28 protein-coding genes and 1 tRNA gene are annotated in these 24,057 nt (G+C 67.7%); 14 read left to right on the top strand and 15 right to left on the bottom strand.

Annotation, left to right across the window (positions count from 1 at the left end):
• Positions 1-3: 3 nt before the first annotated feature.
• From EL338_RS10095 to EL338_RS10085, 3 genes are read left to right on the top strand one after another with little or no spacing between them, the layout of a single operon-like run.
• On the top strand, positions 4-993 hold the full coding sequence (locus EL338_RS10095) for a branched-chain amino acid ABC transporter permease (RefSeq protein ID WP_126333638.1): 990 nt from the start codon (positions 4-6) through the stop codon (positions 991-993).
• Positions 986-1,957 (top strand): ABC transporter ATP-binding protein, encoded by a 972-nt coding sequence (locus EL338_RS10090; RefSeq protein WP_126333637.1) that lies wholly within the window; start codon positions 986-988, stop codon positions 1,955-1,957. The genes EL338_RS10095 and EL338_RS10090 overlap by 8 nt, the downstream gene beginning before the upstream one ends.
• Entirely contained in the window at positions 1,950-2,714 is a 765-nt protein-coding gene (locus EL338_RS10085) for an ABC transporter ATP-binding protein (RefSeq protein WP_126333636.1), read from the top strand. The genes EL338_RS10090 and EL338_RS10085 overlap by 8 nt, the downstream gene beginning before the upstream one ends.
• 57 nt (positions 2,715-2,771) lie before the next feature.
• On the opposite strand, the gene EL338_RS10080 is transcribed toward EL338_RS10085, so the two are convergent.
• Positions 2,772-4,109: an ABC transporter substrate-binding protein gene (locus EL338_RS10080; RefSeq protein ID WP_126333635.1), complete on the bottom strand. Its 1,338-nt coding sequence runs from the start codon at positions 4,107-4,109 to the stop codon at positions 2,772-2,774.
• Positions 4,110-4,236: 127 nt separating this feature from the next.
• The gene (locus tag EL338_RS10075) at positions 4,237-4,860 is read right to left on the bottom strand and encodes a two-component system response regulator PdtaR (RefSeq protein WP_126333634.1); all 624 of its coding nucleotides are present in this window, start codon (positions 4,858-4,860) and stop codon (positions 4,237-4,239) included.
• Positions 4,861-4,950: 90 nt separating this feature from the next.
• On the opposite strand from EL338_RS10075, the gene EL338_RS10070 reads away from it, so the two are divergent.
• Positions 4,951-5,024: transfer RNA gene (locus EL338_RS10070), tRNA-Leu, on the top strand.
• Between the two features lie 17 nt (positions 5,025-5,041).
• On the opposite strand, the gene EL338_RS10065 is transcribed toward EL338_RS10070, so the two are convergent.
• Positions 5,042-5,857, bottom strand: a complete 816-nt coding sequence (locus EL338_RS10065; RefSeq protein WP_126333633.1) for a mycofactocin-coupled SDR family oxidoreductase — start codon at positions 5,855-5,857, stop codon at positions 5,042-5,044.
• Positions 5,858-5,994: 137 nt separating this feature from the next.
• Between EL338_RS10065 and EL338_RS10060 the strand changes: the two genes are divergently transcribed.
• Positions 5,995-7,641 (top strand): HNH endonuclease signature motif containing protein, encoded by a 1,647-nt coding sequence (locus tag EL338_RS10060; protein ID WP_126333632.1) that lies wholly within the window; start codon positions 5,995-5,997, stop codon positions 7,639-7,641.
• A 58-nt stretch (positions 7,642-7,699) separates the two neighbouring features.
• On the opposite strand, the gene prcA is transcribed toward EL338_RS10060, so the two are convergent.
• The 4 genes from prcA to dop form a co-directional block, all read right to left on the bottom strand.
• On the bottom strand, positions 7,700-8,410 hold the full coding sequence (gene prcA, locus EL338_RS10055) for a proteasome subunit alpha (RefSeq protein WP_126333631.1): 711 nt from the start codon (positions 8,408-8,410) through the stop codon (positions 7,700-7,702).
• Positions 8,407-9,294: a proteasome subunit beta gene (prcB, locus tag EL338_RS10050; RefSeq protein WP_163792113.1), complete on the bottom strand. Its 888-nt coding sequence runs from the start codon at positions 9,292-9,294 to the stop codon at positions 8,407-8,409. The genes prcA and prcB overlap by 4 nt, the downstream gene beginning before the upstream one ends.
• A complete protein-coding gene (locus tag EL338_RS10045) occupies positions 9,291-9,479 on the bottom strand; it encodes a ubiquitin-like protein Pup (protein WP_126333630.1) in 189 nt (62 codons plus the stop codon). The genes prcB and EL338_RS10045 overlap by 4 nt, the downstream gene beginning before the upstream one ends.
• Positions 9,480-9,552: 73 nt before the next feature.
• Positions 9,553-11,049 (bottom strand): depupylase/deamidase Dop, encoded by a 1,497-nt coding sequence (dop, locus tag EL338_RS10040; RefSeq protein ID WP_126333629.1) that lies wholly within the window; start codon positions 11,047-11,049, stop codon positions 9,553-9,555.
• Between the two features lie 183 nt (positions 11,050-11,232).
• Between dop and EL338_RS10035 the strand changes: the two genes are divergently transcribed.
• Positions 11,233-12,384 (top strand): hypothetical protein, encoded by a 1,152-nt coding sequence (locus EL338_RS10035; protein WP_126333628.1) that lies wholly within the window; start codon positions 11,233-11,235, stop codon positions 12,382-12,384.
• Here the strand turns inward: EL338_RS10035 and arc are convergent.
• Positions 12,381-14,222, bottom strand: coding sequence for a proteasome ATPase (gene arc, locus EL338_RS10030; protein ID WP_126333627.1), 1,842 nt, complete (start codon positions 14,220-14,222; stop codon positions 12,381-12,383). The genes EL338_RS10035 and arc overlap by 4 nt on opposite strands.
• 152 nt (positions 14,223-14,374) lie before the next feature.
• Between arc and EL338_RS10025 the strand changes: the two genes are divergently transcribed.
• Genes EL338_RS10025 through EL338_RS10015 form a run of 3 tightly spaced genes read left to right on the top strand, consistent with a single transcriptional unit; the run spans position 14,375 to position 15,671 of the window.
• Positions 14,375-14,872, top strand: a complete 498-nt coding sequence (locus EL338_RS10025) for an MTB12 family secreted protein (RefSeq protein WP_126333626.1) — start codon at positions 14,375-14,377, stop codon at positions 14,870-14,872.
• 1 nt (position 14,873) lies between these two features.
• Positions 14,874-15,371, top strand: a complete 498-nt coding sequence (gene lppK / locus EL338_RS10020; RefSeq protein ID WP_126333625.1) for a lipoprotein LppK — start codon at positions 14,874-14,876, stop codon at positions 15,369-15,371.
• A gap of 6 nt (positions 15,372-15,377) precedes the next feature.
• On the top strand, positions 15,378-15,671 hold the full coding sequence (locus tag EL338_RS10015; protein ID WP_126333624.1) for a DUF503 domain-containing protein: 294 nt from the start codon (positions 15,378-15,380) through the stop codon (positions 15,669-15,671).
• 1 nt (position 15,672) lies between these two features.
• Here EL338_RS10015 and EL338_RS10010 read toward each other — a convergent pair whose 3' ends face one another.
• On the bottom strand, positions 15,673-16,509 hold the full coding sequence (locus EL338_RS10010) for a tRNA (adenine-N1)-methyltransferase (RefSeq protein WP_126333623.1): 837 nt from the start codon (positions 16,507-16,509) through the stop codon (positions 15,673-15,675).
• Between the two features lie 51 nt (positions 16,510-16,560).
• Between EL338_RS10010 and EL338_RS10005 the strand changes: the two genes are divergently transcribed.
• From EL338_RS10005 to EL338_RS09990, 4 genes are read left to right on the top strand one after another with little or no spacing between them, the layout of a single operon-like run.
• Complete coding sequence (locus tag EL338_RS10005; RefSeq protein WP_126333622.1) at positions 16,561-17,370, top strand: RecB family exonuclease; 810 nt, start codon at positions 16,561-16,563, stop codon at positions 17,368-17,370.
• Positions 17,367-18,137 (top strand): thioesterase family protein, encoded by a 771-nt coding sequence (locus EL338_RS10000; protein WP_126333621.1) that lies wholly within the window; start codon positions 17,367-17,369, stop codon positions 18,135-18,137. Before EL338_RS10005 ends, EL338_RS10000 begins: the two co-directional genes overlap by 4 nt.
• Positions 18,138-18,181: 44 nt before the next feature.
• Positions 18,182-18,520: an ArsR/SmtB family transcription factor gene (locus EL338_RS09995; protein WP_126336779.1), complete on the top strand. Its 339-nt coding sequence runs from the start codon at positions 18,182-18,184 to the stop codon at positions 18,518-18,520.
• Complete coding sequence (locus EL338_RS09990; protein ID WP_126333620.1) at positions 18,520-19,137, top strand: cation efflux transmembrane domain-containing protein; 618 nt, start codon at positions 18,520-18,522, stop codon at positions 19,135-19,137. The genes EL338_RS09995 and EL338_RS09990 overlap by 1 nt, the downstream gene beginning before the upstream one ends.
• Here the strand turns inward: EL338_RS09990 and EL338_RS09985 are convergent.
• The 4 genes from EL338_RS09985 to EL338_RS09970 are packed head-to-tail and all read right to left on the bottom strand — an operon-like array spanning position 19,134 to position 21,726.
• On the bottom strand, positions 19,134-19,769 hold the full coding sequence (locus EL338_RS09985) for an arsenate reductase ArsC (protein ID WP_126333619.1): 636 nt from the start codon (positions 19,767-19,769) through the stop codon (positions 19,134-19,136). The genes EL338_RS09990 and EL338_RS09985 overlap by 4 nt on opposite strands.
• Entirely contained in the window at positions 19,766-20,869 is a 1,104-nt protein-coding gene (gene arsB / locus EL338_RS09980) for an ACR3 family arsenite efflux transporter (protein ID WP_126333618.1), read from the bottom strand. Before arsB ends, EL338_RS09985 begins: the two co-directional genes overlap by 4 nt.
• Positions 20,866-21,237, bottom strand: coding sequence for an ArsR/SmtB family transcription factor (locus EL338_RS09975; RefSeq protein ID WP_126333617.1), 372 nt, complete (start codon positions 21,235-21,237; stop codon positions 20,866-20,868). The genes arsB and EL338_RS09975 overlap by 4 nt, the downstream gene beginning before the upstream one ends.
• A 51-nt stretch (positions 21,238-21,288) precedes the next feature.
• Complete coding sequence (locus tag EL338_RS09970; protein ID WP_126333616.1) at positions 21,289-21,726, bottom strand: ArsI/CadI family heavy metal resistance metalloenzyme; 438 nt, start codon at positions 21,724-21,726, stop codon at positions 21,289-21,291.
• Between the two features lie 101 nt (positions 21,727-21,827).
• Between EL338_RS09970 and EL338_RS09965 the strand changes: the two genes are divergently transcribed.
• Positions 21,828-22,187, top strand: a complete 360-nt coding sequence (locus EL338_RS09965; protein WP_126333615.1) for an Rv2640c family ArsR-like transcriptional regulator — start codon at positions 21,828-21,830, stop codon at positions 22,185-22,187.
• A gap of 1 nt (position 22,188) precedes the next feature.
• On the opposite strand, the gene EL338_RS09960 is transcribed toward EL338_RS09965, so the two are convergent.
• A complete protein-coding gene (locus tag EL338_RS09960) occupies positions 22,189-23,568 on the bottom strand; it encodes an FAD-containing oxidoreductase (protein ID WP_126333614.1) in 1,380 nt (459 codons plus the stop codon).
• The gene (locus tag EL338_RS09955) at positions 23,565-24,047 is read right to left on the bottom strand and encodes a DUF4126 family protein (protein WP_126333613.1); all 483 of its coding nucleotides are present in this window, start codon (positions 24,045-24,047) and stop codon (positions 23,565-23,567) included. Before EL338_RS09955 ends, EL338_RS09960 begins: the two co-directional genes overlap by 4 nt.
• Between the last annotated feature and the right edge of the window lie 10 nt (positions 24,048-24,057).

The raw sequence follows: 24,057 nt of genomic DNA, 5'->3' as shown, positions 1-24,057 counted from the left end.
CCGATGGACATCCTCACCGCGTTCCAGGCGTCCTTCGCCCAGCTCATCGGCCCGTCGGCGATCTTCTACGCGCTGCTGGCCATCGGGCTGAACCTGCACTTCGGCTACACCGGCCTGTTGAACTTCGGCCAGATCGGGTTCGCGTTGCTCGGCGGCTACGGCGTGGGCGTCATGACGGTCACCTATCAGCAGCCACTGTGGGTGGGCGTGCTCGTCGGCCTGCTCGCCGCGGGCCTGCTCGCCGTCGTCCTGGGCATCCCGACCCTGCGATTGCGGGCGGACTATCTGGCCATCGCGACCATCGCCACGGCCGAGGTGCTGCGGCTGATCTTCCGATCCACCGCGGCCGACCCGGTGACCGGATCCACCAACGGCCTCTACGGTTTCGCCGATCCGTTCACCCGGTTCAGCCCGTTCGATTCCAGCAAGCAGTATTCGCTGCTCGGAATGAAGTTCGTCGGCGACGACCTGTGGGCCATGGTGGTCGGCTGGACACTGGTGCTGGTGCTGTGCGTGTTCGTCTACCTGTTGACGCACAGCCCGTGGGGCCGGGTGCTCAAGGCCATCCGCGAGGACGAGGACGCCGCCCGCGCGCTGGGCAAGAACGTCTTCTCCTACAAGCTGCAGGCGCTGGTGCTCGGCGGCGTGATCGGCGGCATGGGCGGGGTGTTCAATGCGTTGCAGACCAAGTCGATTCACCCCGATTTCTATTCGACGTCGCAGACCTTCTACGCCTTCGGGGCGCTGCTGCTCGGCGGCGCGGCCACCGTGTTCGGGCCCGTGGTCGGCGCGATGCTGTTCTGGTTCCTGCTGGCCATCCCCGACGCCCTGCTGCGCCAGGCCATCGCCGGGCCCGATCCCCTGCTGCCGTTGACCGATGCCCAGGTCGGCGCGACCCGCTACATCCTGCTGGGCATCCTGATCATGGTCCTGATGGTCTTCAGACCCCAGGGGATAATGGGCAAGAGACGGGAGGTGCAACTCGATGGTTGACGCCGCCGGTTCGGTTTTCACCGACGTCCCGGCCGAAGCCGGATCCGCCAAGCCGGACCCGATCATCGTGGTGGACAACCTCTCCCGCGCGTTCGGCGGCCTCAAGGCCGTCGACGTCGCGCACCTCGAGATCCAGCGCGGCCACATCACCGGGCTGATCGGCCCCAACGGGGCCGGCAAGACCACGTTCTTCAACCTGCTGACCGGTTTCGACCGCGCCGACACCGGGACCTGGACCCTCGACGGGGTGGACGTCGGCCGGCAGCCGCCGCACCGCGTCGCCCGCCATGGAGTGGTACGGACGTTCCAGTTGACCAAGGCGCTGTCGCGGCTGTCGGTGCTGGACAACGTCCGACTCGGCGCCACCGGCCAGAGCGGTGAGCGAATGTTCAACGCGCTGCTCCCGTTTCGGTGGCGCAAGCAGGAGGCCGAGATCACCGAGCGGGCCCGCGAGATGCTGGTGCGGTTCAAGCTCGACGCCAAGGCCGACGACATGGCCGGATCGCTGTCCGGCGGACAACGCAAACTGCTCGAGATGGCGCGCGCGCTGATGACCGACCCGAAGGTCGTCATGCTCGACGAACCGATGGCCGGGGTGAATCCGGCGCTCACCGAGAACCTGCTGGAACACGTCAAAACGCTGCGCACGCAGGGGATGACGGTCGTGTTCGTCGAACACGACATGGACGTCATCCGCGATATCAGCGACTGGGTGGTGGTGATGGCCCAGGGCGCAGTGATCGCCGAGTCACCGCCCAGCGGCCTGGCCGACAATCCCGCCGTCGTCGACGCCTATCTGGGCAGCCATCACGACCAGGCCCTGGAGTTCGACGCCGACGGTAACCCGGTGGGCGCCACCGCCGAACTGGCCGAGGAGATCGAGCAGGCCGTCGCCGACACCATCGAGGCCGGCGGCGACCTGTCGGATCCCGGCGTCGACATTCGGGCAGGCCGCGATGACTGACCCCGCCGACCACGCGGAACTCGCCGAGGGCGCGCTGCTGCGGGCCGACCACCTGGTGGCCGGCTACCTGCCCGAGGTCGACATCCTGCGCGGCTGCGACTTCTTCCTGCGCGAGGGCGAGATCGTCGGCATCATCGGTCCCAACGGTGCCGGCAAATCGACGTTGCTCAAGACGCTGTTCGGGCTGATCCCAGTGCGCTCCGGCGCCGTCACGCTGCGCGGGGAGGACATCACCTCGGCCGCCGCGCACGTGCTCGTCACCAAGGGCGTCGGCTACGTCCCGCAGAACCAGAACGTGTTCCCGTCGCTGACCATCGAAGAGAACCTCGAGATGGGAATCTACCTGCGGCCGGCCAAGTTCCGGGAACGCTTCGAGTTCGTCAGCGAACTGTTCCCGCTGCTCGCCGAGCGCCGCAAGGTCAAGGCCGGCGCCCTGTCGGGCGGGGAACGCCAGATGGTGGCCACCGGACGCGCGCTGATGATGGAGCCGTCGGTGCTGCTGCTCGACGAGCCGTCGGCGGGCCTGTCCCCGATGTTCCAGGACGAGGTGTTCATCCGCTGCAAGCAGATCAACGCCACCGGGGTCTCGGTGATCATGGTCGAGCAGAACGCCCGTCGCTGCCTGCAGATCTGCGATCGCGGCTATGTGCTGGACCAGGGCACGAACGCCTACACCGGCACCGGGCGCAACCTGATGAACGACCCCAAGGTGATCGAGCTGTACCTGGGCACCCTCGCCGGCCGCGGCGAGAAATAGCTTGTCGAAAGCACTGCGGGCCGGGCGAATTCGCCCGGCCCGCAGTGTTTGTCGGTATCAGCCCTGTACGACGATGAAGTCCGTCGTCGTGAGCTTGTTGTCCGGACCGAACTCGAGGCGCCCGTAGGAGCCGACCGACGGCTCCCCGGCCGGCCCGAAGGCCAGTTCACCGGTGACCCCGTCGTAGTCGATGTCCTCGCCCGCCCGGATCAGGTCCCGGCACTCGGCGAACGCCGTGCACTTGGTGCCGTCACGGGTGACCGAGTTGATGTTGGCGGCGATATCCACACCCGCCGTCGACTTGGCCTGCTCGGCGGCCAGCGCCGAGACCACCACGGCGTCGTAAGCCTCACCGCCGTAGTTGAAGTCGACCAATCCCGGATCGACCGCGGTGAGCCGGCCCTCGAACTCCGGGCCGACGTCGGTCAGCGGTGTGGTGCCCTTCATGCCCTCCAGCAGGCCGGGTGCCACGCCCTCGCCGAGCGCGTTGCCCATATTGCCGTCGGTGCCGTAGACGAACATGCCGTCCGACGGGCCGATGCCCACCTCGTGCATGCGGGTGATGATCTTGGCGGTCTCCTCGAAACCGAGCACCGCCACCGCGTCGGGGTTGAACTCCTTGATCCGGTCGACCTCGGCGTTGAACGACTGCGCGTTCGGGTCGTAGATGATCTTGGTGATCTGGTCCGAGGCGATGCCCGCGGTCTCCAGGTTCTCGACGGTGTTGGCCGCCAAGCCCGTTCCGTAGGGATCGTTGAGCGCCAGGATCGCGACCCGCTGGGCGCCGTCGCCGGTGATCAACTGCGCGAGCGCCTGGGCCTGCAGGACGTCGGTGGGCGCGGTACGGAAGTACATGCCCTTGTCCGGGTAGCAGACGAACTGATCGGAGGTGTTGGCCGGGGAGAACATCACCACGCCGGCGCTGGCGATCTTGTCGATCACCTTCAGCGACACCGCCGAGGACGCCGCGCCGACGATGACGTCGACCCCTTCGGCGAGTTCGCGGTCCACCGTGGCGTTGGCGGTGTCGGTGGTGGTGTCCCCGGAGTCACCGGTGACCAGGCCGACGGGCTGGTCGAGCACGCCACCGGCGTCGTTGATCTCGGTGATAGCCACCTGCACGGCGGCCACCTCGGGCGGCCCGAGGAATGCCAGCGTCCCGGTCTCCGGCAGCAGCGTCCCGATCTTGAGCGCGCTGGTGTCCGGCGTCGCCGCGGCGGTGGCCTGCGGCGGATCGCACTCCGTCGAGGCGACCTCGGCCTCGGTCTCGGTGGCGGTTGCCGTGTCGTCGCCGGTGGCTGCCGTGTCGTCGCTCTCCTCGGCCGAGCAGGCGGTCAAGGCGAGCGCGGCCACGCCCGCTACCGCGAAGACACGAGCGAGGGTCCGATTTTTCATCGAGAAACGCTCCTAATCAGTTGTGCGTAGCGCCCCCCCAGGGCAGGTACGAGTCTCGACGCTAATGCGTGGTTGTTACCGGCGATGACAGGAAGAGCCCTCGTGACCAATCTGTTACACAACGGCCTCAGCCGGGCGAGGTCTCACCCTCCGGGGCGTCGAGCGTCTCGACGATCACCTCGGCGACCCGCTTCATCGTGGTCCGGCGGTCCATGGCCGCGCGCTGGATCCACTTGAACGCCTCGGGTTCGGTCATCGACTGCTTGGCCTGCAGCAGACCCTTGGCGCGCTCGACGAGCTTGCGGGTCTCCAGCCGGTCCGACAGCGTGGCGACCTCCTGCTCGAGCGCACTGACCTCGCTGAACCGGCTGACCGCCAGCTCGATGGCCGGGATGAGGTCGGTGATGGAGAACGGCTTGACCAGATAGGCCATCGCGCCGGCGTCGCGCGCGCGTTCGACGAGGTCACGCTGGCTGAACGCGGTGAGCACCACGATGGGCGCGATCCGCTTGCGGGCGATCTCGGCGGCCGCGTCGATGCCGTCGCGGCGGGGCATCTTGACGTCCATGATCACGAGATCGGGGTGGAGTTGTTCGGCGAGTTCGACGGCCTCCTGGCCGTCGCCGGCCTCCCCGACGACCTCGTACCCCTCTTCGCGCAGCATTTCGGCCAGATCCAGGCGGATCAGTGCCTCATCCTCGGCGATGAGAACGCGATGCGGTGTGGTGCCCTCGGCGTGGGGTTCGGTCATGTCGTTCATTGTCGCTGACCTTCACCGACGGGCGAGCGCCGACACCGAATTGAGCATCATCTAAGGTGGTATCTCGCACCAACGGTGCTTGCCCTCGTATCCCAATTGGCAGAGGAAACGGATTCAAAACCCGTCCAGTGTGAGTTCGAGTCTCACCGAGGGCACTCAAGCTCCTGACCGGCTAATTCAGCCCGTTCGCCAACGTGACAGACTCCCCCGACTGACACCGCACCCGGCCCGTCACCAGAGCGAGCACCGCGTCGGCCACGTCCTCGGGTTCCAGCAGGCCGGGGCGCGGGCGGCCTCGAGCGAACATCTCTTCCGCATCGGCGCGTCCCGGATGGTCCAGGTCCGGTCGGATCAGCCGATAGGTCGTCGGGTTGTGGATCATCGGTGTGTTCACCCCGGCCGGTAATACGGCGTTGACGACGATCCCGTGCTCGGCGACTTCGTGGGCCAGCGATTGCACCAGCGCCACCACGCCGGCCTTGCTCGCGGCGTAGTGTCCCGAATTCGTCGCCCCGGTTTTCGCGACGACCGACGACGTCGCAACCAGATGCCCGCCGCCACGCTCGATCAGTTGCGGGAGGACCGCACGGAAGGTGTTGAACACGCCGGTGAGGTTGATGTCGATCATTGTGCGCCAACGTGTTTCGGACATCTCGGCAATGGGAGCACTGCTGGCGATGCCGGCGTTGGCGATGACGATGTCGATGCCGCCGAAGGCCTCCTGCGCGGCGTGGGCCACGTGGTGCAGGTCCTCCAGTTCGCGGACGTCGGCGGTGAGCGCGATGCAGCGACGACCGGTGGACTCCACCCGTTCTGCCGTTTCGCGCAGGTCTTCGGGTATGGCCAGTGGGTAGTCGACCTCGTCGACCTGGGCGGCGATGTCGCAGAAGACGATGTCGGCGCCCGCACGAGCCAGCGCCGCGGCATGCGCGCGGCCCTGCCCACGCGCACCTCCGGTGACGAGCGCGATCTTTCCTTCGAGTGTCATCTACTCCCCTCTCTGCCTACTGGCTTAGACCGGGGCCGGCGACCATTCTCATCGCTGTTATCCACAGTCTCGTTTTGATCCACAGGTGGGTGGTTTCGGCGGTGCGGCGGGGTTGAGACCGGCTTAGTGTCGAACGTATGTGCGACTCGCTGGATCTCTCCTCGTTGGCCTCCGCTGACGATGCCGCGGTCGTGGACGCCATCTCCGAGTCCGCCCGGGCCGAGAACAGGGCGGCGGCCGCGCGGTTGGCCGCGATCGGCGAACTCATGAACCGCCGCCTCTTCAGCGATGGCGAGGACGATGAGCGCGACCTGTGGGCCTGCGACGGCTGGGACAGCGTTGCGGCCGAAGTCGCCGCCGCGCTGGGTCTGACCCACCGGCGGGCCTCCACCCAGATGCACCTAGCCCATGCGCTGCGGACCCGGATACCGAAGACCGCGGCCGGCTTGGCCAACGGCGAGCTGAGCCTGCGCAGTGCCACCACGATCGCCTGGCGCACCAAACTGGTCGAAGACCCGGCCATCTTGGCGACCATCGACGCCGAGTTGGCCGATAAGGCCACCGGGTTCGGGACGCTGTCGGACAAGGCCCTCGACAACGCCATCGACGCCGTGCTGGCCGAACACGACCCCGATGCGGTGATCGAGCACCGCGACGCCGACCGCAACCGGGATGTGCAGTTCGGCAAACGCGACGACACCACCGGCACCACCTCGATGTACGGCAGCCTCACCAACGTCGATGCCGCCCTGTTCGACCGCCGGTTGCGCGCGATGGCCACCAGCGTCTGCCCCGAGGATCCCCGCACCACCGGACAACGCCGCTCCGATGCCGTGGCGTTGTTGATCACCGGCGCCGACCGACTACCGTGCCGCTGCGGCAATACTGAATGCCCGGCCACCACCGCCCCCGACACCCGCGCCGACCACATCGTCGTCCACGTCGTGGCCGACCAGGCCGCCGTCGAGCAGGCGCGGGCCACCAATGCCGCGGCCAAAGCCGAAGCCCAAGCGCGGCGCACGGCCAAGACGGTCGAGGGTGTTGCTAGGGCCGACGACAGCCCCGGCAACAAACCTGTCGAGCCTCCAGCCCCCAAAGACCCCAGCCCGCAACCCAATACCTGCGCCCGGACCGCGGTCCTGCAGGGCGGCGGGGTCGTGCCCGCACCGCTGCTGGCCGAACTCGTCGACACCGGCGCCACCGTCAAAGCGCTGCGGACCCCGGCCGAGGCCCCCGAACCGCGCTACCGGCCCTCGACCACCCTGGCCACCTGGGTCCACGCCCGCGACATGACGTGCCGGTTCCCGGGCTGCAACACCCCCTCCGAACGCTGCGATCTCGACCACACGATCCCCGACGGCCAAGGCGGGCCCACCCACCCGTCGAACCTGGCTTGCCTATGCCGAAAACACCACTTGCTGAAGACGTTTTGGACCGAATGGTCCGAAACCCAACACCCCGACGGCACCATCGTCTGGACCACACCTGCGGGCAAGACCTACACCACCCACCCCGGCAGCAAGATCGCGTTCCCGAACTGGGACACCACCACCGCCACCCTGCCGACACCCACACGGCCCAGCGAGCCCGCGAACCCGCACCGCGGCCTACAGATGCCGCGTCGCCGACGCACCCGCAAAGCCGACCAAGCCCAACGCCTCAAAACCGAACGGGGCAACAATGCCCCAGCACGCCAAAGGTATTCACCCCCAGCGAAACAAGCGGAACAGAATCCCCACACCCGAGAGGGGCCCGACGATGCGGGCGACCCGCCGCCATTCTGAGGGTGCCGGCGCCGGCAATGCACCGGTGTTGAACAGGTCGACGGTGCGACCCGCTAGGTCAGGCGTCCTGTTGCGGCAGCAGTGCTTCCAGGGCCGCACCGGTGATACGCCGGAAGGCCCGTCGCGGCTTGGTGGCCTCGAGGACCGCGACCTCGAGCGTGGCGGGTCCGAGCACGCGGGGTTCGCCGTCGCCCTCGGTGGCCTGCAGTGCGTGGACGGCGGTCTGCACGGCATCGCCCAGTGCGGCGTTCTCGATGTAGGAGTCCTTCAACGCCGCGATGATGGGATCGGTGGTGCCGCCCATCACGACGAAATGCGGCTCGTCGGCGATCGACCCATCGTAGGTGATCCGGTACAGCTCAGGCGCTTTCGACTCGCCGAAGTGCGCGACCTCGGCGACGCAGAGTTCCACCTCGTACGGTTTGGCCTGCTCGGTGAAGATCGAACCGAGCGTGTTGGCGTACACGTTGGCCAGCTGGCGACCCGTGACGTCGCGGCGGTCGTAGGCGTAGCCGCGAGTGTCCGCGAACTGGATGCCGCCGCGCCGCAGGTTGTCGAACTCGTTGAAGCGGCCGACGGCGGCGAAGCCGATCCGGTCGTAGAGTTCGCTCACCTTCTGCAGCGACCGCGAAGGGTTCTCGGCGACGAACAGCACGCCGTCGGCGTAGGCCAACACGATGACGCTGCGCCCGCGGGCAATGCCCTTGCGCGCGAGTTCGCTGCGCTCACGCATCGCCTGTTCGGGCGAGATGAAATACGGAAAGCTCATGCGTCACCCCGGGGCGCGGCGTTGATGCCGGAATTGTCGTCGGGACCAAAGGTATCCGAGCGCGAGCGGCTGGCGACCACCTCGCGGGCCAACTCGGCGATGCGATCCTCGGGCACGTCCTCGGCGCCGTCGGCGTCGATGGTGACCGCGGTGGGATAGATGCCGCGCACCAGGTCCGGCCCACCGGTAGCCGAGTCGTCGTCGGCGGCGTCGTACAGCGCCTCGATGGCCACCGCGAGCGCCGAGTCGGCATCGGAGACCCGGGTGTACATCTTCTTCATCGCCGACTTCGCGAACAGCGAACCCGAGCCCACCGACTGGTAGCCCTCGACCTCGACGTTCCAGCCGCCGGCCGCATCGAACGACACGATCCGCCCCGCGCCCAGCGGATTCGGGTCGTCGAGGTCGTAACCAACCAGCAGGGGCAGCGCGACGAAGCCCTGCAGCGCCGCGCCGAGGTTGCCGCGCACCATGGTGGCCAGCCGGTTCACCTTGCCCGGGAAGGTCAGGGCGACACCCTCGAGCTTCTCGTAGTGCTCGAGTTCCACGGCGTAGAGCCGGGCGAACTCCACCGCGATGGCCGCGGTGCCGGCGATGCCGGTGGCGGTGTAATCGTCGGTGATGTAGACCTTCTGCACGTCACGCCCGGCGATCATGTGGCCCTGCGTCGAGCGTCGGTCACCGGCGATCAGCACGCCGCCCGGATACTTCAGCGCCACGATGGTGGTGCCGTGCGGCAGATCCGCCCCCGAGCCGATCGAATCCCGGACGTTCGGCAGCAGATCCGGCGCCTGCCGGCGCAGTAGATCGGCGAACGAGGACAGCTCGGTGATGGGCGATTGAGGGGTCAGACGGTCAGTGGGAGCGTTGAACGACCAGCTCACTGGCCACCCTTTTGCACGTACGCGCGCACGAAGTCTTCGGCATTCTCCTCGAGGACATCATCGATCTCGTCGAGCAGATCGTCGGTGTCCCCAGCTAGCTTCTCGCGACGTTCCTGGCCACCACTTCCAGAGTCGAGGTCGTCGTCATCGCCGCCGCCACCACGCTTGGTCTGCTCCTGAGCCATCGCTAATCCTCCTGTGCAACGCCAGATGTATTTCCACACTACCGGGCAATATTCGGATTGCCCGGGATAGCGGCTAGTTCGTGAGCTGTTCGACCAATTCGGCCGCGCTGTCCACCGAATCCAGCAGCGCCCCGACGTGCGCTTTACTGCCGCGCAGCGGCTCCAGCGTGGGGATGCGAACCAGCGAGTCACCGCCGAGATCGAAAATCACCGAATCCCAGCTTGCCGCCGCGATGTCGGCACCGAACCGCCGCAGGCATTCGCCACGGAAGTAGGCGCGGGTGTCGGTTGGCGGGTTGTCGACCGCGTCGAGCACCTGCTGCTCGGTGACCAACCGCTTCATCGAGCCGCGCGCCACCAGCCGGTTGTACAGGCCCTTGTCGAGCCGCACATCGGAGTACTGCAGATCCACCAGGTGCAACCGCGGCGCCGACCAGCTCAGGTTCTCGCGCTGACGGAACCCCTCGAGCAACCGCAGCTTGGCCGGCCAGTCCAGGATCTCGGCGCACTCCATCGGGTCGCGTTCCAGCAGATCCAGAACCTCGGCCCAGGTCTCGATGACGTGCGAGGCCCGCGGATCGGGATCGCGGCTGTCGACCAGCTTGGCCACCCGATCCAAGTAGATACGTTGCAGCGCAAGGGCGGTCAGCTCGCGGCCATCGGCCAGCGCGACGGTGGCGCGCAGCGTCGGGTCGCGGCTGATGACGTGGACCGCGTGCACGGGCCGGGCCAGCGCCAGGTCTGAGAGGTCGACATTCTCCTCGATCAGGTCGAGCACCAACGACATGGTGCCCACCTTGAGATAGGTGGAGGTCTCGGCCAGGTTCGCGTCGCCGATGATGACGTGCAGCCGGCGGTACTTGTCGGCGTCGGCGTGCGGCTCGTCGCGGGTGTTGATGATGCCGCGCTTGAGCGTGGTCTCCAGGCCGACCTCGACCTCGATGTAGTCCGCGCGCTGGGACAGCTGGAAGCCCGGCTCGTCGCCGGAGGGGCCCAGGCCGACGCGACCCGACCCGCTGATGATCTGCCGGGACACCAGGAACGGCGTGAGTCCGGCGATGACCGCCGAGAACGGGGTGTGTCGGCTCATCAGGTAGTTCTCGTGCGAACCGTAGGACGCGCCCTTGCCGTCCACGTTGTTCTTGTACAGCTGCAGCTTGACCGCCCCGGGCACGGACGCCACGTGCCGCGCCGCGGCCTCCATGACCCGCTCGCCGGCCTTGTCCCAGATGACCGCGTCCATGGGATCCGTGACCTCGGGTGCCGAGTACTCCGGATGCGCGTGGTCGACGTAGAGGCGCGCGCCGTTGGTCAGGATCATGTTCGCCGCGCCCACCTCGTCGGCGTCGATGATCGGCGGCGGTCCCGTCGAGCGGCTCAGGTCGAATCCGCGCGCATCGCGCAGCGGGGATTCCACCTCGTAGTCCCAGCGCGTCCGCTTGGCCCGCTGAATTCCGGCCGCCGCGGCATAGGCGAGCACGGCCTGCGTGGAGGTCAGGATCGGGTTCGCGGTCGGGTCGGACGGCGACGAGATGCCGTACTCCACCTCGGTGCCGATGATCCTTTGCATGCACACCAGCCTAGAGGGCGACGCAGCGGCCGAGGCACGAGGCCGCGGAGGAGCCCGACCATCCAACACAGCGGGCGACGCAGCGGCCGAGGCACGAGGCCGCGGAGGAGCCCGAGCGGCAGAGGCTGTGGGTCGTGTCGCTGCTTGCGCGGCCCCGCCCGACGGTGTGGAGTTGGCGACGAGATGACCACCGACTTCAGGCGCGCCGAGGCCGAACGCTGGTTCCTGCGCAACGGCCTGCCCTACGTGCTGCGGCCGGGCACGCTGGTGCGCCGGGTGGTGTCCCGCTCCGCGCCCGCGCAGGCCGCCTTCGCGCTGGTGATGTTGTCGTCGATCCTGGTGGTCGCGGTCACCGGCGAGCACACCATCGACATCGACGGCACCCCCACGCGCACCGAATGGTTCGTGCTGTTCATCGTCGTCCTGGTGCTGCCCGCCGCCACGCTGACGGGCTGGCTGACCAATCGCGTCGAGTCGGTCCCCCGGCGCCGGCTGATCGCCCTCGCCTCCGTCGGCATCGCTCTGCTCGGCGCCGTCTTCGGCGGGCCGAGCGTCCTGGTCTTCGTCGACATCGTGCTCGACGTCGTCATCATCGGGCTGATATTGCTGTGCACGGCAACGGGAGTCGGCGCCATCCTGGGTTGGGCCGCCCGAATGACGCTGACCAATCTCGCCTCGATCGGGGCGCTGATGCTGCGGGCGCTGCCGGTGATGTTGCTGACCGTGCTGGTGTTCTTCAACTCGCCGGTGTGGACCATGGCGTCGACGATCGGCCGCGGCCGGCTCTGGCTGGCGCTGCTGTTCCTGTTCGCCATCGCCGCGGTGTTCCTGGTGTCGAACACCATGCACCGGGTCCGCCCGATCCTGGACCCCGACGCCAAGCGCGACGAGGACGCAAAGACGTTGGCCGGCACCCCGTTCGAGGATCTGCCGGACCGCCCGCGCCGGGTGCCGCTGTCGGCCGCCGAACGCCTCAACGTGGTCTACGTCGTGGCGCTGTCACAGCTGGTGCAGGTCCTCACGGTGGCGGTGGCCACGGGCATGATCTTCATGGTCTTCGGCCTGATCCTGATCAGCCCGGAACTGTTGGACGCGTGGACCAATGGCGGCCCCTCCGACGGTCAGGTGTTCGGGATGACGCTGCCCATCCCGGACGCGCTGATCCAGATGACGATGTTCCTGACCGCGCTGACCTTCATGTACCTGGCCGCGCGCGCGGTCGGCGACGCGGAGTACCGCGCGCAGTTCCTGGATCCGCTGCTCGACGACCTGCGCCGCACCCTGGTCGCGCGGGACCGCTACCGCACCTACACGGCCGGCAACCCGCGGTCCTAGAGGTACTGGCCCAGGTTGCTCTCGGTGTCGATCGCGCGGCTGGCGCTGGAACTCTTGCCCGTGACCAGCGTGCGGATGTAGACGATCCGCTCGCCCTTCTTGCCCGAGATCCGTGCCCAGTCATCGGGATTGGTGGTGTTGGGCAGGTCCTCGTTCTCGGCGAACTCGTCGACGATGGAGTCCAGCAGATGCTGGATGCGCAGACCCTTCTGACCGGTCTCCAGCACCGACTTGATGGCGTTCTTCTTCGCCCGGTCGACCACGTTCTGGATCATGGCCCCGGAGTTGAAGTCCTTGAAGTACATGACTTCCTTGTCACCGTTGGCGTAGGTGACCTCCAGGAACCGGTTGTCGTCGATCTCGGCGTACATCCGGTCGACGACCTTCTCGATCATGGCCTTGATGGTCAGGCCGCGGTCGCCGCTGAACTCGGCGAGGTCGTCGTCGTTGATCGGCAGTTCCTCGGTGAGGTACTTGCTGAAGATGTCCTGGGCCGACTCGGCGTCCGGGCGCTCGATCTTGATCTTGACGTCCAGGCGGCCGGGCCGCAGGATCGCCGGGTCGATCATGTCCTCACGGTTGGAGGCGCCGATCACGATGACGTTCTCCAAGCCCTCGACGCCGTCGATCTCGCTGAGCAACTGCGGGACCACGGTGGTCTCCACGTCCGAGCTCACGCCCGTGCCGCGGGTGCGGAAGATCGAGTCCATCTCGTCGAAGAACACGATCACCGGGGTGCCCTCGGAGGCCTTCTCCCGGGCCCGCTGGAAGATCAGCCGGATGTGCCGCTCGGTCTCGCCGACGAACTTGTTGAGCAGCTCGGGGCCCTTGATGTTCAGGAAGTACGACTTGGCTTCCCGGGACTCCTCGCCGCGCAGCTCGGCCATCTTCTTGGCCAGCGAGTTTGCCACCGCCTTGGCGATCAGCGTCTTGCCGCAGCCGGGCGGGCCGTAGAGCAACACACCCTTGGGCGGCCGCAACGCGTACTCGCGGTAGAGATCCTTGTGCAGGAACGGCAACTCGACGGCGTCGCGGATCTGCTCGATCTGCCGCGTCAGGCCGCCGATGTCGTGGTAGCTGACGTCGGGCACCTCCTCGAGCACGAGGTCTTCGACCTCGGCCTTGGGGATGCGCTCGAAGGCGTAACCGGCCTTGGTGTCCACCAGCAGCGAATCACCGGGACGGAGCTTGCGCGGCCGCAGTTCCAGCTCGGCCTCGGTGAGCGAACCGGCGACCTCGGCCGGCAGATCGTTGGCGGCGATCAACGGCTCGGCCAACCAGACGATGCGCTCCTCGTCGGCGTGGCCGACCACCAGCGCGCGCTTGCCGTCGGCCAGGATCTCGCGCAGCGAGCTGATCTCGCCGACCGACTCGAAGCTGCCCGCCTCGACCACCGTCAACGCCTCGTTGAGCCGAACGGTCTGGCCCTTCTTGAGGGTGTTGACGTCGATGTTGGGCGAGACCGTCAGCCGCATCTTGCGCCCCGAGGTGAACACGTCGACGGTGTCGTCCTCGGCCACGTCGAGCACCACGCCGTACCCGCTGGGCGGCTGGCCCAGCCGGTCGACCTCCTCGCGCAGGGCGAGGAGTTGCTGACGGGCTTCTTTAAGAGTTTCCATCAATTTCGCGTTGCGCGCGGCGAGCGAGTCAATCCGGGCCTCGAGTTGATGCACATCGCGCGCGCTGCGGGCGCCTCCAGCACCGCCGGCGACCTCCGCCAACTGCTCTCGCAATGCCGCGGCCTCGCGGCGCAGCTGCTCGAGCTCGGCGGCGTCTTCGCTGGACATGGCGGTGTTGAAACCGTCCGAGTACGCTTCTGAACGCTCCGACTCACTCATGTTGCGCTCCTCTCCCGCACCGAAAGTTGGTGCAGTAACAACTTCAACGCTACCGGCGATTCAGCCTTTGTGTGCGGTGTAGCAATTCGACACACCAGTACCACTGTTAGCCTCTGCTGATTGAGTCGGCTGAACGAAAGGAAGCCTTGACCATGAAATACCTAGCCACAGGCGTGGCAGCCATCGCCGGCGCCGCCGTGATCGCCGGCGCCGCTGCCGCGGGTGTGACTTCAATTGCAGCCGGTGCGCCGGCGCCCCAGGCTCAGCTCGCCGTGTTCGATGCGCCGATGCCGCAGAATCCGGTGGCCGGTGTGCCGACCGCCGACGCGCTGTACGGGGTGCTCAACGGCCTCGCCAATCCGGGCGTGCCGTTCGGCAGCAAGGGCTATCTGGTCGAGGGTGGCATCGGCATCATCGAGGGCAAGACCGCCGATCGCCTGATGAAGAACGCCGTCGCCAAGGGCCTGCTGCCACTGTCGTTCTCGATCGCCGACATTGCCCCGGCCGGACCGGGCACCGCCACGGCCAACGTCACGGCCTCCGGGCCCGGGCTGACGCCGACCACGCAGAACATCACGTTCGTCGACCAGGGCGGCTGGAAGCTCTCGCGGGGTTCGGCCTCGCAGGTGCTGTCCATGTTCGCCGGATGAGTTGAGTCAGCCCCTTTCGTCAGTCCTGAGCGCCGCCACGATCTTCGTGGCGGCGTTCGGGCTGTCGGGGTGCTCCGACGACCCGGGCGCCGAACCCCGCGCGCCGGTGACCCCGACGACCACCTCGGCGCCCGCCCCCGCCGTCGCGCCGCTGCCCGACCCCGCGGCGCTGACCGACGTGTTGGCCCGGCTCTCCGACCCCGCGATTCCCGGCGACGCCAAGCTGCCGCTCGTCGAGGGCGCGACCCCCGATCAGGCCGGCGCGCTCGACGGCTTCGCCAAGGCGCTGGCCGACAACCAGCTGCTGCCCCTGAGCTTCACCGCCACCGAACTGTCCTGGTCGGAAGCCGATCCGGGCAACGTGTGGGCGACCGTGACGGCCACCCCCGCCAAACCCGAGAGCGGGCCGCTGACCTTCCCGATGGAATTCCAGCCGGCCGGGGACGGCTGGCAGCTGACCCGCGAGACCGCCGACCTGCTGTTGGCCTTCGGCGGCTGAGCGACCGTGTGGATCGGCTGGCTCGAGTTCGATGTGCTGCTCGGCGACGTGCGTTCGCTGAAAGAGAAACGGTCGGTGGTGCGGCCCATCGTCGCCGAATTGCGCCGCCGGTTCGCGGTCTCCGCCGCCGAGACGGGAGCAGCGGAGTTGCATCGCCGCGCCGGGATCGGGGTGTCGATGGTGGCCGGGGACCGCGCCCACGTGGTCGAGGTGCTCGACGCCGCGGAGCGGTTGGTGGCCGCGCGCCCCGAGATCGAATTGCTCTCGGCGCGCCGCGGCCTGGTCCACAGCGACGACTGAGTCAGACCTGGCGCTTGCGGCGCAGCGGGGTCGGGGTGACCGTCCCGGGCGCCAGCCGCCGCGCCGACACCAGGAACGCCGTGTGCCCGCGCATGTTGTGCTGCGGGCGCACCGCGAGCCCGACGACGTCCCAGCCGCGCTGCAGCGTCTCCCAGGACCGCGGCTCGGTCCAGCACTGCTGCGCGCGCAGCGCTTCGACGACCTTCGAGAGCTGTGTGACGGTCGCGACGTAGACCATGAGCACCCCGCCGGGCACCAGCGCGCGGGCCACCGTGTCCAGCACGTCCCACGGGGCGAGCATGTCGAGGACGACGCGGTCGACCTGCGGGCCGTCGTCCGGGTAGTCGGCGAGGTCGGCGATGCTCAGGTCCCAGTTGGCCGGGCGCTCCCCGAAGAAGGTCTCGACGTTGCGCACCGCATGTTCGGCGTGATCGGCGCGCACCTCATAGGAGATCACCCGTCCCGTCGGCCCCACGGCGCGCACCAGCGAACAGGTCAGCGCGCCCGACCCGGCCCCGGCCTCGAGCACCGTCGCGCCGGGGAAGATGTCGCCCTCGTGCACGATCTGGGCGGCGTCCTTGGGGTAGATCACCTGGGCGCCGCGCGGCATCGACAGGACGTAGTCGATCAGCAGCGGGCGCAGCACCAGGAACGGGTCGCCGTTGGTGGACTTCACCACCGAACCCTCGGGCTGACCGATCACCGAGTCGTACGGGATGGCGCCGCGGTGGGTATGGAACTCCCCGCCGGGGGTCAGCACCATCGTGTAGTGCCGCCCCTTGGCGTCGGTGAGTTGTACGCGGTCACCCACGCGGAAGGGACCGGTTGCGTCAGACACAGGGCATCAGCCTGCCATGCCTTGTCGGTGCTGCTGCATAGGCTGCTGAGTATGCATCGTCCCGCCCTGTCACCGTCGCGGGCAGCCGACTTCAAGCAGTGCCCGCTGCTGTACCGATTCCGGGCCATCGATCGGCTGCCGGAGCCGCCGTCGGCCGCCCAGGCGCGCGGTTCGGTCGTGCACACCGCGCTCGAACAGCTCTACGCGCTGCCGGCCCCGCAGCGCGACCCGCAGACCGCGCTGTCCCTGGTGGAGCCCGCCTGGCAGTTGCTGGCCGCCGAGGAGCCGGAGTTCGCCGAGACGTTCGGCGCCGAACAGCGCGACCGGTTGCTCGCCGAGGCCCAGGCCCTGCTGTCCGGGTACTACCGCCTCGAGGACCCCACCCGGTTCGATCCGGACTCCTGCGAACAGCGCGTGGAGGTGGAACTCGAGGACGGCACGCTGCTGCGCGGCTACATCGACCGCATCGACGTGGCGCCGACGGGCGAGGTGCGCGTGGTGGATTACAAGACCGGCAAGGCACCGCCGGAGGCCCGCGGCTTCGCCGAGGCCAAGGCGATGTTCCAGATGAAGTTCTACGCGATCGCGCTGCTGCGATCGCGGGGGGTGCTGGCCGCGCGGCTGCGACTGGTATATCTGGCTGATGGCCAAGTGCTGGACTACACGCCCGACCGCGAGGAACTGCTGCGCTTCGAGAAGACGCTGATCGCGATGTGGCGTGCCATTCAATCAGCCGGTGCGACGGGCGATTTCCCGCCGAAGCCGTCGCGGCTCTGCAACTGGTGCAGCCATCAGGCGCACTGTCCGGCCTTCGGCGGCACGCCGCCGCCGTACCCCGGCTGGCCGGTGGTGGCCGCGTGACCTGCTACTACCGGCGGGTGTCGCCGGACTCCTACGAGTCGACCGACCTGACACGCAGCAACTGGACCCCCGAAATCCAACACGGCTCTCCCCCGCTGGCACTGTTGACCCGGGAAATCGAACACCACCTCGAGGGTTCGGGCCTGCGAATCGGGCGGTTGGTTCTCGACATCCTCGGCGCGATCCCGGTGGTACCGCTGACGGTCCGGACCTTCGTTCCGCGTCCCGGTAAGCGCATCAGCCTGGTCTGTGCGGAGATGGCACCGGTGGCCGATCCGGATCGACCGGTGGCCCGGGTGTCGGCGTGGGCGTTGGCCACCAGCGATACCTCCGCGGGGGCGTCGGACCGGTATCCCCCGCTGGTCCGCGGCGAGGCGATACCGCTGCCGGAGTTCTGGTGGGACGCCCCGGGCTACTTGGAGTCGGTGGCCTGGCAGCGTCAGCAGGACGAGGCCGGCGCCCGGATCTTCTGGCTGCGACCGACAGTCGCCTTGGTGGACGACGAGCCCACCACGGCCCTGCAGCGACTGGCCATGGTGGTCGACTCGGCCAACGGCATCGGCTCGGCGCTGAACCCCGAGGAGTTCATCTTCATGAACACCGACACCGCGGTGCATCTGCATCGGCTGCCGACCGGCGACGAGTTCGCGGTGCGGGCCCGCGGCTCCATCGGCCCCGACGGCCTCGGCGTGACCACGGCCGAGATCTTTGACCACTCCGGTTTCATCGGCACCTCGGCGCAGACGCTGTTGGTGCAGCCGCGCTAGATCCATAATGTCCTGAATTCAGAAAGCTATGTACTATGACCGGCATGCAAACAGTGCCGGTGATGCATCGTGACGCGTTGGCCCGGTTCGGCTATGCCCTATCCGATACCACCCGGGCCCAGATCTTGATGTCGCTGCGGACGGCCTCGCGTTACCCGTCCGATCTGGCGGACGAAATCGGCGTGTCTCGTCAGATTGTGTCGAATCACCTTGCCTGCCTTCGCGGTTGTGGATTGGTGGTCGCGATGCCGGAGGGGCGCCGGTCTCGTTACGAGTTGGCCGATGCCCGGATCGCCAAAGCCCTCGACGACCTCGTTGGGTTGGTCCTGACGGTGGATCCGGAGTGCTGCTGTTCGATCGGCACCGGGGATGGGTGCTGCTGATGGCGGCCGAGTTGGACCTGGCGAGGCGACAGCTACTGACCCGGCGCATCCGCTGGTTCGTGGCCGCGACCATCACCTACAACATCATCGAGGCCGCGGTGGCGATCCCGGAGGGTGCGCGGGTCGGCTCGACCGCGTTGATCGGGTTCGGGTTGGACTCGGTGATCGAGGTGTCCTCGGCGGCCGCGGTGGCGTGGCAGTTCGCCGGGCGCGATCACGAGTCGCGGGAGAAGACGGCGCTGCGGGTGATCGCATTTTCGTTCTTCGCGCTGGCCGCCTATGTCACCGTCGACGCGGTGCAGTCGTTGGTCGGCGTCGGCGAGCCGCCACGACATTCGACGATCGGCATCGTTCTGGCCGCCCTGAGTCTGGCGATCATGCCGGTGCTGTCGTGGCTGCAGCGCCGCGCCGGCCGGGAGCTGGGATCGTTGTCGGCGGTCGCCGATTCCAAACAGACGTTGTTGTGCACGTACCTGTCGGCGGTCCTGCTGGCCGGCCTGGCGCTCAACAGCCTGTTCGGCTGGTGGTGGAGCGATTCCGTTGCGGCACTGGTGATCGCCGCGGTCGCCGCCCGCGAGGGCGTGGAGGCCTGGCGCGGTCAGCACTGCTGCGGTTAGTCGACAGCGACGTTCAGGTCGGCCAGCAAATTTCGTACCCGGGTCTCGATGATGCCGCGAATGGGTCGCACGGTGTCAAGGTCTTGTCCGGCCGGGTCGGGCAAGTCCCAGTTCTCGTAACGGGTCCCGGGGAAGATGGGGCAGGCGTCGCCGCATCCCATGGTGATCACAACATCAGCCGCTTGCACGATCTCATCGGTCCAGGGTTTGGGGTATTCGCCGGTGATGTCGATGCCGACCTCACGCATGGCGGCGATGACGGCGTGGTTGATTTCGCTTCCGGGTTCGGACCCGCCCGACCAGGCCACAGCGCGGTCGCCGGCGAGGTGGGCGAAGAAACCCAGGGCCATTTGTGAGCGGCCGGCGTTATGGGTGCACAGGAACAGCACGGTGGGTCTGCCGTCGCTGACCTTGCCTTCCACCCGGGCCAAAGCCTGCAGGCGTTGGCGGGCGAAGCGCTCGGCCAGCAGCGGCAGGAAGTTGGGAATGGTGGCGCGGCTGGCGAATTGGTCATAGGAGGAGTGCAGGAATCGTTCGATGGTTTCAGTACCGAAAGTGTCGGCGAACTCGGCGTGCAGCCGGGTCGCGGCGGTGCGCAGTGCGAGTTGCTGGTCGATGGCGAGATCGGTCATGGGCGGACTCCAGGTTCGGGGGCAGACGGGTGCGGGCTCGATGAAATGGCGTCGCGGAACCGCTTTCGCAACGCCAGCGAGACGTAAATCAAGGCGACCAACACCGGCACCTCGATGAGGGGGCCGACGACGGTGGCCAGCGCCTGGCCGGAGGTCGCGCCGTAGGTCGCGATGGCGACCGCGATGGCCAACTCGAAGTTGTTGCCCGCCGCGGTGAAGGCCAGGGTGGTGGTCCGGGCGTAGCCCAGCCCCAGCGCGGCGCCCAGCAGGTAGCCGCCACCCCACATGATCGCGAAGTAAGCCAGCAGCGGCAGCGCGATGCGGGCGACGTCGAGGGGGCGACTGGTGATCTGCTCGCCTTGCAGCGCAAAGAGAATCACGACGGTGAACAGCAAGCCGTAAAGCGCCCACGGCCCGATGCGCGGCAAGAAGGTCGACTCGTACCAGTCGCGGCCCTTGGCTCGCTCGCCGATCCGCCGGGACAGGTATCCGGCGATCAGCGGGATGCCGAGGAAGATCAGCACGGACTTGGCGATCTGCCACGGCGAGGTGTCGATGGTGGTCTGATCGAGGCCGAGCCAGCCGGGCAGCACCGAAAGGTAGAACCAGCCCAGGACCGCGAACATGACGACCTGGAAGACCGAGTTGAGCGCCACCAGCACGGCGGCGGCTTCGCGGTCGCCGCACGCCAGGTCGTTCCAGATGATGACCATCGCGATGCACCGCGCCAACCCGACGATGATCAGCCCGGTCCGGTACTCGGGCAGATCGGGCAGCAGCAGCCAGGCCAGCGCGAACATCAACGCCGGGCCGAACACCCAGTTGAGCACCAGCGACGACAGCAGCAGTTTGCGATCACCGGTGACGGTATCGAGGCGGTCGTAGCGCACCTTCGCCAGCACCGGATACATCATGATCAGCAGTCCGAGTGCAATCGGCAGCGAAATGCCGTCGATCTGAACGCTTTCCAGGACGGTGTTCAGACCGGGAACCCACCGCCCCAGCAGCAGGCCGGCGATCATCGCGGCACCGATCCACACCGACAGGAAGCGATCGAGGGTGGACATTCTGCCGACCACCGCCGGCGCGGCGGCGGTCATCCGCGCGCCCCGACCGGGTCAGCCACCCCGAGCAGCACAGCCAGGCTGGCCAGGGCGTCGGGCACCACCGCGTAGTACACCCACGAGGCACGACGCTGCGAAGTCAGCAGACCGGCATCGCGCAGCACCTTGAGGTGATGCGAGACGGTCGGTTGTGAAACCTCCACCCCGACCGCGATATCGCACACGCACGCCTCGCCCCCGGCGCGGCTCGCGATCGCGGAGAGCAACTGCAGGCGCACTGGATCGGCCAGCGCCTTGAGCTTCACCGCCATCTCCGTCGCCGCGGTGGCCGACAGCGGTTCCGGCAGCAGCGCCCCGGGCGGACAGCCTGGCGCATCGGCGACCCGCGACCCTGACTTCGACATTCATCTATATTGATGGATGTCGAAGCAGGGCGCAAGTCGAGCCGGTGATCGTCAGCAGCAGGCGGTGGCGGAGGTGGCCCCCTGGGCCTCCGGGTCGAGGTGCTGCGGACTGCTGCCGAATTCTTCCGAATCGGCCAGCACGGTGTAGACCTCCCACTTCTCGCCCGCAGGTCCAGTCACCCACACCTTGTCCTGGGTGGCGAAGCAGCACGTCGTGCCGATCTCCTCGGCGGTGAACAGCCCCTCGCCCGACAGTCGGGCAATCTCGGAGTGCACCTGCTCACTGCTGCCGACCTCCACGCCGAGGTGGTTGAGGGTGCCGCCGCGGCCGGGGTTCTCCAACAGCACGAGCTTCAGCGGCGGTTCGGCGACCGCGAAGTTCGCATAGCCCGGCTTGACCTTCGCCGGCGCGGTGTTGAACAGCTTGGTGTAGAACGCAATCGCCTGGTCGAGATCGTCGACGTTGAGGGCGAGTTGAACCCGGGACATGGGAACCTCCTCGAGAGGATTGTGACATATATCGAACTTCGGACAACCGCCAGAATGCTCCCCTTTTTGATATATGTCAATATCCCTGGCAAGATGGATCCATGCCCAAGGCCTTACCCGTGATCGACATGAGCGCACCGGTGTGTTGCGCACCGGTGGCGGCCGGGCCGATCAGCGACGACGACGCCCTGCAGATCGCCATGCGCTTGAAGGCCATCGCCGATCCGGCCCGGGTCAAGATCCTCGCGCACCTGTTCAACTCCCCTACCGGCGAGGAGATCAGCGGTGAATTGGCCGCGCTGCTGGATCTGACCGAATCGACCGTCAGCCATCACCTGAGTCAGCTGCGCAAAGCCGGACTGGTGATCTCGGACCGTCGCGGGATGAACGTCTTTCACCGGGTGCGCCCCGAGGCGCTGCAGGCGCTGTGCGTGGTCCTGGATCCGAACTGCTGCACCTGAGTCAGCTCAGCGGTTGCAGATCCTGCAGCAGGGTCGGCACCAGTTCGCTGACCGTCGGATGGATGTGCATGGTGCGCGAGATCGCGGTGTAGGGCAGCTTGGCGGTCATGATGTCGAGGATCGAGTGGATGACCTCGTCACCGCCCACGCCCAGCACCGCCGCGCCCAGGATCTGCTCGGTCTCGGCATCGACGACCACCTTCATGAAGCCTTGGGACTCACCCTTTTCCACGGCGCGACCCACCCTGGTCATCGGTCGGGTGGCCACGAGTGCCGGCCGGCCCGACCGTCGTACCTGATCCACGCTCATCCCGGCCCGCCCCAACGGCGGATCGATGTAGAGCGCATAGGTCATGACGCGGTCGGACACCCGGCGCGGGTCGTCGTCGAGCAGATTGGCCGCCACGATCTCGAAGTCGTTGTAGGAGGTGTGGGTGAACGCACCCCGGCCGTTGCAGTCCCCCATCGCCCAGATCCCATCCGCGCTGGTGCGCAGCTGATCGTCGACCTTGACGTAGCCCCGCTCGTCGCACTCGACCCCGGCCACCTCCAGTCCGAGGTCGTCGGTGTTGGGTCGGCGTCCGGTCGCCATCAGCAGATGGCTGCCCGCAATCGGTGCGGCGCCGGCGCCGAGTGTCAGCTCGAACCCGTTGTCGCACCGGTCGAATCGCATATCGGCCGCGTTGAGCACGACGTTGATGCCCTCGGCTTCGAGGATGTCCTTGATCGCCGCGGAGATGTCCTCGTCCTCGCGGGAGGTCAGGCGCGCGCCCCGTTCGACGACCGTGACCTCGGCACCGAAGCGCCGGTACATCTGCGCAAACTCCAGCGCGATGTAACTACCGCCCACGATCACCAGATGCGCTGGCACCGTGTCCAGTTCGAGTATCCCGACGTTGGTCAGATAGTCGCAGTCCGCCAGGCCCGGAATCTCCGGGACGACGGCGCGCCCGCCGGTGTTGAGGAAGATCCGGTCCGCCTCGATGACGGCCAGGTCGGCGCCGTCGATCTGCAGGGTCTTGGGTCCGATGAACCGGGCGTGGCCGCGGATCAAGGTGCACCCGGTCATGCCGTCGAGCCACGACTCGAGACCGTGGCGGTCGTCGAGCATGATCTTGTCCTTGCGCGCCTTCACCTTTGCCATGTCGATGGCGATGTCCCCGGTGCCCACCCCGTATTCGGCGCCGCGACGCGCGGTGTGCGCGGCGTACGCGCTGGCGACCAGGGTCTTGGTCGGGATACAGCCGTAGTTCACACAGGTGCCGCCGACGAGTTTGCGTTCGACTACCGCGACCGTCTTTCCGGCCTCGGTCAGTCGCCCGGCCAACGGCGGGCCGGCCTGTCCCGCTCCGACGACGATCGCGTCGAAGCGCTCGGTCACAGCGCCGCTGTCAGGGCCGCGATGCTGAAACCGGCCAACACCGCGACGACATCCTCGGTCAGGGCCACCGGCAGATCGATGCCCTGCCGGTCGGACAGCTTGCGGCGCAGGTGATAGCCGCCGAGGGTGCCGAGCACCGCGCCGATCATGCCGGCGCCGAGGCCGCCCCAGGTGTACCCCCAGGCCGTCCCCAGCACCGCGCCCGACAGCGCGCCGGTGACCAGTCGCGCCGCGAACGGCGCCGCGGCGGTCCGGTTCGGGGTCTTGGGCAGCTGATCGGAGATCAGTTCGACGACGGCCAGCACGGTCAGCAGGGCCACGACGACCCAGTTGCCCATCCAGGAGGCCCAGGTCCCGTCGAGGTTGATCCACTGCAACACCGTCGCCCAGGCCAGCACCGCGGGCGCGGTGAACGCGCGCAACCCGGCGACCGCGCCGATCAGCACAGCCAGCAGAAGAACCAGAACGTGCGTCGTCACAGACGGACGC

This window comes from Mycolicibacterium chitae, from assembly GCF_900637205.1.
In the GTDB taxonomy this organism is placed as follows: Bacteria; Actinomycetota; Actinomycetes; order Mycobacteriales; family Mycobacteriaceae; genus Mycobacterium; species Mycobacterium chitae.
The sequence above is the reverse complement of the archived record's forward strand: the minus strand, read 5'-3'. Positions and strand labels throughout refer to the sequence as shown.

Bases quoted from the DNA above. Each gene is read 5' to 3' on its own strand.
- EL338_RS10095 (WP_126333638.1), top strand. From the start codon at position 4: ATGGACATCCTCACCGCGTTCCAGGCGTCCTTCGCCCAGCTCATCGGC.
- EL338_RS10090 (WP_126333637.1), top strand. From the start codon at position 986: ATGGTTGACGCCGCCGGTTCGGTTTTCACCGACGTCCCGGCCGAAGCC.
- EL338_RS10085 (WP_126333636.1), top strand. From the start codon at position 1,950: ATGACTGACCCCGCCGACCACGCGGAACTCGCCGAGGGCGCGCTGCTG.
- EL338_RS10080 (WP_126333635.1), bottom strand. From the start codon at position 4,109: ATGAAAAATCGGACCCTCGCTCGTGTCTTCGCGGTAGCGGGCGTGGCC.
- EL338_RS10075 (WP_126333634.1), bottom strand. From the start codon at position 4,860: ATGACCGAACCCCACGCCGAGGGCACCACACCGCATCGCGTTCTCATC.
- EL338_RS10065 (WP_126333633.1), bottom strand. From the start codon at position 5,857: ATGACACTCGAAGGAAAGATCGCGCTCGTCACCGGAGGTGCGCGTGGG.
- EL338_RS10060 (WP_126333632.1), top strand. From the start codon at position 5,995: ATGTGCGACTCGCTGGATCTCTCCTCGTTGGCCTCCGCTGACGATGCC.
- prcA (WP_126333631.1), bottom strand. From the start codon at position 8,410: ATGAGCTTTCCGTATTTCATCTCGCCCGAACAGGCGATGCGTGAGCGC.
- EL338_RS10045 (WP_126333630.1), bottom strand. From the start codon at position 9,479: ATGGCTCAGGAGCAGACCAAGCGTGGTGGCGGCGGCGATGACGACGAC.
- dop (WP_126333629.1), bottom strand. From the start codon at position 11,049: ATGCAAAGGATCATCGGCACCGAGGTGGAGTACGGCATCTCGTCGCCG.
- EL338_RS10035 (WP_126333628.1), top strand. From the start codon at position 11,233: ATGACCACCGACTTCAGGCGCGCCGAGGCCGAACGCTGGTTCCTGCGC.
- arc (WP_126333627.1), bottom strand. From the start codon at position 14,222: ATGAGTGAGTCGGAGCGTTCAGAAGCGTACTCGGACGGTTTCAACACC.
- EL338_RS10025 (WP_126333626.1), top strand. From the start codon at position 14,375: ATGAAATACCTAGCCACAGGCGTGGCAGCCATCGCCGGCGCCGCCGTG.
- EL338_RS10005 (WP_126333622.1), top strand. From the start codon at position 16,561: ATGCATCGTCCCGCCCTGTCACCGTCGCGGGCAGCCGACTTCAAGCAG.
- EL338_RS09995 (WP_126336779.1), top strand. From the start codon at position 18,182: ATGCAAACAGTGCCGGTGATGCATCGTGACGCGTTGGCCCGGTTCGGC.
- EL338_RS09990 (WP_126333620.1), top strand. From the start codon at position 18,520: ATGGCGGCCGAGTTGGACCTGGCGAGGCGACAGCTACTGACCCGGCGC.
- EL338_RS09985 (WP_126333619.1), bottom strand. From the start codon at position 19,769: ATGACCGATCTCGCCATCGACCAGCAACTCGCACTGCGCACCGCCGCG.
- arsB (WP_126333618.1), bottom strand. From the start codon at position 20,869: ATGACCGCCGCCGCGCCGGCGGTGGTCGGCAGAATGTCCACCCTCGAT.
- EL338_RS09975 (WP_126333617.1), bottom strand. From the start codon at position 21,237: ATGTCGAAGTCAGGGTCGCGGGTCGCCGATGCGCCAGGCTGTCCGCCC.
- EL338_RS09970 (WP_126333616.1), bottom strand. From the start codon at position 21,726: ATGTCCCGGGTTCAACTCGCCCTCAACGTCGACGATCTCGACCAGGCG.
- EL338_RS09965 (WP_126333615.1), top strand. From the start codon at position 21,828: ATGCCCAAGGCCTTACCCGTGATCGACATGAGCGCACCGGTGTGTTGC.